Source organism: Faecalibacillus faecis (assembly GCF_003024675.1).
GTDB classification, from domain to species: Bacteria; Bacillota_I; Bacilli_A; order Erysipelotrichales; family Coprobacillaceae; genus Faecalibacillus; species Faecalibacillus faecis.
Genome location: NZ_PYLP01000022.1, coordinates 18,581 through 27,456 on the forward strand (window position 1 = coordinate 18,581; position 8,876 = coordinate 27,456).

Annotated in this window: 9 protein-coding genes; 6 read left to right on the top strand and 3 right to left on the bottom strand. The window is 30.4% G+C overall.

Annotated features, from left to right (window positions below; genetic code table 11):
* Positions 1-6 precede the first annotated feature (6 nt).
* Entirely contained in the window at positions 7-1,620 is a 1,614-nt protein-coding gene (gene groL / locus C7U55_RS11835) for a chaperonin GroEL (protein WP_106988738.1), read from the top strand.
* A gap of 87 nt (positions 1,621-1,707) precedes the next feature.
* Here the strand turns inward: groL and C7U55_RS11840 are convergent, their stop codons facing one another.
* Positions 1,708-2,439 carry an acyl-[acyl-carrier-protein] thioesterase gene (locus C7U55_RS11840; protein WP_106988739.1) on the bottom strand — a complete coding sequence of 244 codons (732 nt, stop codon included), beginning with the start codon at positions 2,437-2,439 and terminating at the stop codon, positions 1,708-1,710.
* A gap of 77 nt (positions 2,440-2,516) precedes the next feature.
* Here C7U55_RS11840 and C7U55_RS11845 point away from each other — a divergent pair, with 77 nt between their 5' ends.
* On the top strand, positions 2,517-3,680 hold the full coding sequence (locus C7U55_RS11845) for a CapA family protein (protein WP_106988740.1): 1,164 nt from the start codon (positions 2,517-2,519) through the stop codon (positions 3,678-3,680).
* 7 nt (positions 3,681-3,687) lie between these two features.
* On the top strand, positions 3,688-4,515 hold the full coding sequence (locus C7U55_RS11850; RefSeq protein WP_106988741.1) for a M15 family metallopeptidase: 828 nt from the start codon (positions 3,688-3,690) through the stop codon (positions 4,513-4,515).
* Positions 4,516-4,531: 16 nt separating this feature from the next.
* Here C7U55_RS11850 and C7U55_RS11855 read toward each other — a convergent pair whose 3' ends face one another.
* Positions 4,532-4,825 carry a hypothetical protein gene (locus C7U55_RS11855; RefSeq protein WP_227213554.1) on the bottom strand — a complete coding sequence of 98 codons (294 nt, stop codon included), beginning with the start codon at positions 4,823-4,825 and terminating at the stop codon, positions 4,532-4,534.
* A gap of 210 nt (positions 4,826-5,035) precedes the next feature.
* Between C7U55_RS11855 and C7U55_RS11860 the strand changes: the two genes are divergently transcribed.
* A complete protein-coding gene (locus C7U55_RS11860; protein ID WP_106988742.1) occupies positions 5,036-5,527 on the top strand; it encodes a hypothetical protein in 492 nt (163 codons plus the stop codon).
* A gap of 27 nt (positions 5,528-5,554) precedes the next feature.
* Here C7U55_RS11860 and C7U55_RS11865 read toward each other — a convergent pair whose 3' ends face one another.
* Complete coding sequence (locus C7U55_RS11865; protein ID WP_106988743.1) at positions 5,555-6,358, bottom strand: MerR family transcriptional regulator; 804 nt, start codon at positions 6,356-6,358, stop codon at positions 5,555-5,557.
* A gap of 180 nt (positions 6,359-6,538) precedes the next feature.
* Between C7U55_RS11865 and C7U55_RS11870 the strand changes: the two genes are divergently transcribed.
* Together C7U55_RS11870 and C7U55_RS11875 are read left to right on the top strand one after the other, a co-directional pair.
* A complete protein-coding gene (locus C7U55_RS11870) occupies positions 6,539-7,315 on the top strand; it encodes an SDR family NAD(P)-dependent oxidoreductase (RefSeq protein WP_106988744.1) in 777 nt (258 codons plus the stop codon).
* An 18-nt stretch (positions 7,316-7,333) separates the two neighbouring features.
* The gene (locus tag C7U55_RS11875; protein WP_106988745.1) at positions 7,334-8,554 is read left to right on the top strand and encodes an L-lactate MFS transporter; all 1,221 of its coding nucleotides are present in this window, start codon (positions 7,334-7,336) and stop codon (positions 8,552-8,554) included.
* Positions 8,555-8,876 lie beyond the last annotated feature (322 nt).

Sequence of the window (8,876 nt, forward strand, 5' to 3'; positions counted from 1 at the left end):
ATATTTATGAGTAAAGAAGTAAGATTTTCAAACGATGCACGTCAATCGATGTTAAAAGGTGTTAATGTATTAGCGGATGCTGTAAGTGTGACGTTAGGTCCTAAAGGACGTAATGTTGTCTTAGATAAAGGTTATGGTTCGCCATTGATTACAAATGATGGTGTAAGCATTGCCAAGGAAATAGAACTTGAAGATAAATTTGAAAATATGGGAGCTAAGCTTGTATATGAAGTTGCTAATAAAACCAATGATGTAGCTGGTGACGGGACAACAACGGCTACTATTCTTGCTCGAAATATGATTGTGAATGGATTAAAAGCTGTTGATAAAGGTGCAAACCCTGTTTTAATGCGTGAAGGTATTGAAAAAGCAGGTAAAGCCGTTGCTGATGTGGTATTGAAAAATTCTCATAAGATTGAAACAAATCAAGATATCGCTTCAGTAGCTACTATTTCTGCAGGTAATGAAGAAATTGGTCAATTGATTGCTTCTGCCATGGATAAAGTTGGTAAAAACGGTATTATCAATGTTGATGAATCTAATAGCTTTGATAATATCTTAGAAATCAATGAAGGTATGCAATATGATAAAGGTTATGTTTCTCCATACATGGTCACAAATCAAGATAAAATGTCTGTTGAAATGGAAAACCCTTATATCTTTATCACAAACCATAAAATTAATAACTTACAAGAAATTCTTCCTGTTCTTGAACAAATCGTTCAAAGTAATAAACCATTATTATTAATTGCTGATGATTTCGAAAACGAAGTTATTTCAACCCTTGTTTTAAATAAATTAAGAGGTACATTCAATGTTGTCGCAACAAAAGCTCCTGGATTTGGTGATAATCAAAAAGCTACATTAGAAGATATTGCTGCTCTTACAGGTAGTACCTTTATTAATAAAGATCTTTCTATGGAATTAAAAGATGTTACATTGGATCAATTAGGAACTGTTAAAAAAATCATTGTCACAAAAGATCATACAACAATGATTTCTGGTAATAATCAATCAGATAGTTTAAAACAACGTATTGAAAGCATTGAAAATCAATTAGCAAAAACAACTTCTTCTTATGATCAAAAACAATTAAAAGAACGTTTAGGTAAATTATCTAATGGTGTTGCGACTATTAAAGTTGGAGCAACAACTGAAAGTGAATTAAAAGAAAAGAAATTACGTATTGAAGATGCTTTAAATGCTACTAAAGCTGCTGTTGAAGAAGGTATTGTTATTGGGGGTGGCGCTGCTTTAGTAGAAGCTTATAAAGAAGTAAAACCTCAATTAAGATCTGATAATGTAGATGTTCAAAAAGGTATTCACATTGTGATGGAAGCATTATTTGCACCAATTCAACAAATTGCTGAAAACGCTGGATATAATGCAGAAGATATTGTTGAAAATCAAAAAACCGCTCAAAAGAATTATGGTTTTGATGCTAAAAACGGGCAATGGGTCGATATGTTTGAAAAAGGAATCATTGATCCAACCAAAGTCACTCGTAGTGCTTTATTAAATGCTTGCAGTATTGCTTCATTGTTCATTACAACCGAAGCAGGTATCGCAGATGCAAAAGATACTTCTAAAAACGAAGTTCCAACTCCTACAATGTATTAATAGATAAGAAAAGTGATTCTTGTTTTAAATGAGAATCACTTTTCTTAGTATATTACGATATACTACATTATGATATACTTTATCCTATTATACTTTCTTTTCTTTAAATCTTCCCGATATAACAAAATGTGTCTGGTCGTCAATCTTAAATTCGATTTTAAAACAATCATCTTCTTGTCCATAATATAAATCCACCCTACTCTTAGGTGCTATCTCCTTTAAATAATGCATTGTCATTTCATCAATAAAGAAATCTTGCTTTTTTTCTTGAGGTAGAAGATCCATGACCCACTCTAAGTAACGGGCATTGTTCATATGTTTGTTTAAATCGATATCACTATAGCTAACCTTTCTTGTTTGAACTTTTTTAGTTTCTATATCTAAAAGCGGTTCATATTTTTCTACAAAACTTGGATATTCCTCACATTCAGGAATACTTATTCCTACTTTTTGTGGTCTAACAATTCTTCTTTTTTCAATATCTATTAATGTCCAAATGGAATAAATACCTCCAATGACTTCATCATTGACTTTTAAATCATAGGTTCTAAAATATTGGATTTTTCTTTCTCCTTTAGCACGGGTAGAAACAGTGAGTTTTTCTCCTATTAAAAGCGGTCTTTTTAATTTTACTGTTTGTTTAACCAAAACCCAACCATATTTTCCATTAAAACTTTCATTCCATAAACCTATTTCTATCGCATTTTTAGTTGCAAGATTCGATAATTTCGATAATAAATCAGAATATTTATATTCTCCATAATAATCGACATTTTGATATTCTATTTCATATTCTTCTTTTGTTTCACTATTTTTCATTTCTTATCTCCAAAATGTTTATTTATTAGCAAATCAATAATAATACATATATAGTCAAAAGAAAAGGATGTGTTATTTTGAAAAAGTATAATAAGAAGAAAATTATTTTAACAACATGTGTTATTACCTTTTTAATTTTTACACTTTGTGCACTTATTTCCTATGACAATTCTACTATTCAACCTCGTACAAGTATAAAAAAGGCTAAAAAACATGCAGATGATCCGACAGTTTCTATGGTTGCTGTAGGTGACAATATCATTCATGAAAATGTCTTCAAGTTTGCAAGAAATGGAAATACATATAACTTTAAGCCTTGTTATCAAAATGTAAAAAAATATATTTCTCAACATGATCTAGCTTATGTCAATCAGGAAACTTTGATTGCTGGTAATCAATATGGTATTAAAGGTTACCCTAATTTTAATTCTCCTGAAGCGCTTATTGAAGATTTAAAAGATACAGGTTTTAATATGGTAAGTGGTGCGACAAATCATTCAATGGATTTAGGAAAAGATGCCCTTATTTCTTCAGCACAGTTATGGAAAAAACAATCTAATATTCTTTTTTCCGGACTATATGACAGTCAAGAAGATCGTCAAACAATCCGTGTTATTGAAAAAAACGGCATTCGTTTCAGTTTCCTTTCTTATACGTTTGGCGTCAATGAAGCCACAAAACGTCAATATCGCAATCAACTTCAAACATATCCTTATATATTAGGACAACTAGATAAAGAACAAATTAAAGAAGATGTTGAAAAGGCAAAGGAACAAAGTGATGTCATTATCGTTGCTTGTCATTGGGGCAAAGAAGATATTTCTCAAATTTCTGATTTACAAAAAGAATATGCTCAGTATTTTGCTGATTTAGGTGTTGATGTAGTTATTGGAAATCATCCTCATCAAATTCAACCTATTGAAAAAATCAACAATACACTTGTGATCTATTCTTTAGGAAATTTTTTAAGTACAATGAAAGGTGTTTATAATCAATTAGAAGGTATGATTTCATTAGATTTCGTTAAAAAAGCAAACAACATATCTATTGAAAATATCACTTATATTCCTTTAATCAATCATTATAATGATGATGTTGTCACTATTTACCCACTTCAAGACTATACGCAAGAACTGGCAAGTCAACATACGATTTTAAAAAATCAACCAAATATTATTGAAGAATTTAAAACTTACATTCAAGAAACAATTAATAATAAAGATATTAAAATAAAAATGTGAGGTTCATATGAAAAGAAAACAAATAGTTCTCGTATTTCTTATTGTATGTATTTTAGGTTTTCTTCTCTTCATTCCTAAAACCAAACAAAAAGAAACAAAAACATCAACTAAAAAGAAAACAACTATCAGTTATTATCATAAAGAATATAAAGAGCGCTACAATAACTATCAAAAATCACATCCTGATTTAACAAAAAAAGAAGTCTATACACTTGTAAATATGAATCGTGATTATGATTTTTATCAAAAAATTATTAAACAAGAAAATCCTAATGCTTTAAATACTCTTGTTAATAAATATTATCAACTTGATGAAAATTATGAGCCAAGTGATCTTGTTGAAATCAATACCAGCCCAGGAACTTATGGGACACCTTATCGTAAACATACTGCTCGAAAAGTTGTTTATAATGATTTTCAAGCCTTAAAACAAGCCTGCACCAATAAAGGATTTGAACTTTATGTTGCCTCTGGCTATCGCTCAACTTCATGGCAAAAAGAAATCTATAATCATATGGTAGAAACTTATAGCGTAGAAAGAGCCGATGAAACGTGCTCACGTCCTAGTCACAGTGAACATACCACAGGCTTAGGTCTTGATATTGCTTTAGATCAATATAAATTTGAAGACGTTGAAAAACATCCTCAATATACTTGGTTTTTAAATCAGTTGAGCCAATATGGCTTTATTCTACGCTATCCTAAAGATAAAGAAAATCTAACTGGCTACAGTTATGAAGCTTGGCATATTCGCTATGTTGGTAAAAAACTGGCCAAAAAAATTGAAAAAAGTGGTTTAACTTTTGATGAATACTATGCTCGCTACTACGCATAAAAAAAAGAAGATGGGACTATTTTCTATGCGTCCAATATTTTGTTACAGGGATTACTGGATTATTTTCGTCCCATGGCATTTCATGTCTTTCAAAATAACCAATAACTTGTTGATCATGATTACGAACAGGCACAAAGAATTCTCTTTCGCCTGTTTTTGTATTACACGTTTCAAATATTTCATTTTCACCAGTATCAGCTCTTTTTAAAAATTCTTCAATTTTAGCTTTAGAGCTTTCATTATGACAGTTGAATAAACTTTGATTGATTTGTGCACGATTTCCATAGCGTTCTTTGGCTATTTTATTCATATAACTCACAATATGTTGTCGCTCTACAAAAAAACAATTTCATAACTATAAGCATCTAAAATATTTTCTAATAGTTCTTTTGTAATTTACATTATTTTTTAACCTTTCATCTTAATAATAACATAAAGATATATTGTATTATTTTTTAACTATACTATTTATGTTTTTTCTTGTATAATAATAAGGTAATTATTTAAAGGAGCGTCTTTTATGGGAGATTTAAAATATTTATTACCTATTTTAGTAGCTGTTGTTTTAGTATGGATTACATATTTAATTATCAACTTCGTCGCTACAATTATTAAAACAAAGAAAAAAGATGACACAATGGTTTGTGGTGTCAACATACAAGGAAAAGTATTTTATGGTGTACTTATCGTTATTTACTTAGTGATGTTCGTGTATTGTGTTTATTTCATGATTACCCACTTATTAAGTGGTGATGTAGATAGTGTATATTTACCATTAAATATCTTAACGATTTATTCTTTTGTTTTCTATTTAATGATTCAATGGATTATTTATTTTGGACATAGACAAGTTTTAATTGGTCGTGTTTTATTTGATTATAGAAAAATCAAAAGAGTGACTTATCCAAAGAAAACAAAATTACGTTTTACTTATGGACAAAAAACATTAGAAACATATATTCGTTTTATTGATGATTCTATTCTTAAAAAATCATTACAAAGAACAAGATAAAAAGCAATTTCAATCGAAATTGCTTTTTTATTTGATGGGAATCCAAATATTATGATAATTAAAATATTCTTCTTTTGGTTTCCACATTGAAACAACTTGTGATATGACATCCCCAGCAAGTTGTAAATTATTTTTTTCCATATAATCAAATGCTGGTTTGAGCACTTCATACGTTAAGATTTGACTTGAACGAGAAGAAATTGACATATAAAGACAAAGATGTTCAGGATAATAATGAACATACTCACTTTCCTTGATATCAAGCACTCCCGCAAATTCTTCTTCTACGCCTATTCCATAATAAAATTCTTTATTTCCCTTTTCGATATGTTCTTGAGGAAAAAGCGCTGTTGAAAAAACAAAAGGAATCTTTTGACAAAAATCTTTAAGTTCTTCTCTTTCATCTTTCTTTAAATCAATTGTATAACACTTTTGCGTATCAATACGATAAATACCTGGTCTTTTTTGTAAAGTAAAGTTTAAGCTTTCACTACGACTAATGAGTTTTCGATTGGTACGTAGTCTTTTTAATAAATTCATTTGATAAATAATATTCTTTTCAATGATTTGTTCTTGTTTTTCTAATAATTCGTCTATTTCTTCTAAAGACTTACTTTGTAATATTCCCGCTGTTTCTTCAATCGATAAACCAAAGCCAAGATAACAACGTGCACGAATCAACATATGAAGATCCCATGTTGTATAATAACGATAGCCACTTTCTTGATCATGAATTGGTGCAATAATCTCTTTTCTTTCATAATAACGAATTGTTTCGGCTGTAATTCCTAATATTTTTGCAAGTTCTCCAATTGTATATGTATTGTACATAATCCCCCAACCTTCAAATTGTTTTAAAGTTTTCACCAAATTATAACATATTTTCTTCTTTTTTGACCTTATTTGATACTTTTTTACCCTATTGACTCTCAAATCGTTTGAGAGTTTAAAATGACTTTGTTAAAAAAATAACATACAATGTCAAATAAATAACAAAGGGAGAGAAAAATTATGGAAGAAAAAAAAGTTGTTCTTATTACAGGTGGAGCAATGGGGCAAGGTCGTGCTCATGCCTACAAATATGCTGAAAACGGATTTAATGTTGTTTTAGCTGATATGTTAGATCCATCTCATGAAGCATTTAAAGAAACAATTGCTAGTTGTGAAGCTAAAGGAGCAAAAGTTTTAGCTAAAAAAGCAAACATTACTTCTACTGAAGATATGGAAGCATTATTTGCTTCAGTTTGGGAAACATTTGGTCGTTTAGATGTTGTGATTGCAAATGCTGGTATTATTAACTTCGGTTATACTTGGGAGTTAACTGATGAACAAGTCGAAAAAGTAATGGATATTAACTTAATTGGTACTTGGCGTACTGATAAATATGCCACTAAATATATGTTAAAACAAGGATTTGGTCGTATCATTAATATTTCATCAACTTCTGGTTTATATGGTACTCCACAATTAGCTACTTATTGTATGAGTAAATGGGGTATCTTAGGTTTAACTAAAACTCTTGCTAAAGAAGTGGGTTCTAAAGGAATAATCGTTAACGCTTTATGTCCTACTAAAGTTAAAACTCCAATGTGTGAAACAATGGATTATGTTAAATTCATTAATGATTTAACTGGTAAAGATTTCAAATCTGTTGAAGAAATGTATGCTGGTGTGCCATTCCTTGAAGTAGAAGATATTGCTAGTATGGTTTACTGGTTAGGAACAAGTAGAGAAGCTGGTAAATTCAACGGACAAGGCGTACCACTTGATTTAGGTACTTTACAATAATAAAGGGAGAAAAAGAATATGAAAATTACAAAAGCAACACGTTGGCGTGTTTTTGCAGGGGTTTGGATTCAAAGTTTATTCACTTCTGCCACTGCCTTCTTTAGTTTATTCTGTTTGCCATTTTGTAACCAATTTGGATGGAGTAATTCAGATTTTTCAATGGCATACACAATTTATATGTTTATCTACTGTGCAGTAGGTTTCCTTGGTGGTATTTTAGCTGAAAAATTACAACCAAGAGTTGCAATCTATATTGGTTTAGTCTTATTTGCTGGAGGATGGATCTTAACTGGTTTTGCTTCATCTATTCCATTCTTATATATTGCTTATGGTGTCATTGCTGGTGCTGGTGCTGGAACAATTTATCCTGCATGTTTACCTACAGCTTTAAAATGGTTCCCAGATAAAAGTGGTTCTATTTCTGGTTTAGTTCAAGCTGGAGCTGCTTGTGGTCCTTTCATTATGTCACCTATTGCTCAAATGTTAATTGATAATTTTGGAGCACCAATGGCTTGTAAAATTTTAGGTGTTGTATTCTTAATCGGTGTTGGAGCTGTTGCTTGGATGATCGTTCCTTGTCCTGATGGATGGACTCCTGAAGGTTGGGTTCCAAGTGAACAACAAAGTAAAGAATTACATACAAAAGATTATAATATTCCTCAAATGGTTAAAACTCCTATCTTCTGGGTATTATTAGTTATGTTTATTTTTGCTAATGCTGCAGGAACAATGATGGTTTCAGCAACATCACCAATCGCACAAACTCAAATCGGTTTATCAGCTATGGATGCTGCTTTATGTGTAAGTTTAATGACTTTATTTAATATGTTTGGTCGTTTATCATTTGGTGTTATTTATGATAAGTTAAAAGGATGGAATTCTTTAATTCTTGTCTTAATTTTAAATGGTATTTCAATGCTTATGCTAACAATAGCTCATTCATTTGCTTACTTTGTTGCATGCATTGCTTTAGTTGGTTTCTCTTTTGGTGGATTACTTGTTGTTTTCGCACCAATGGTTAAAACAATCTTTGGTTCTAAATACTATAATAGAAACTATGGTTTAATCTTTATTGGTTATGGTATTGGGGCTTTCGTTGGTCCTAAGATTTCCGCAAGCTTCTTTGATGCTACTGGATCTTATGTGATGGGATTCATTGGTTCAGCTATTCTTGCTGCTGTTGCTGTATTATTAGTTATCGTTGCTAAAAAACTTGCTAATAAAATGTTAAGTGCATAACTTTAAAAGGGTGAATTTTTCACCCAATGGCATGAACTTAAGATATAATCTTAGGTTCATGTCTTTTTATTTTTATCCTTTTTTTATAATAGTATCTCATATTTCTTTTTATGTAGTATAGGGTATATAATCTTATTACTTTTAATTTAAATATATTTATTATATATTTGTAGTATAGGATGGTGATGTTATGTTTGTAAAAGTTGTAAAAAATAATAGAGGTCGTCCAAATACCTCTTTTATCTCAATTGTTGAATCTTATCGTGAAGATGGAAAGGTTAAACATCGTACAATCAGAAATCTTGGACTTTTTGATGACGAT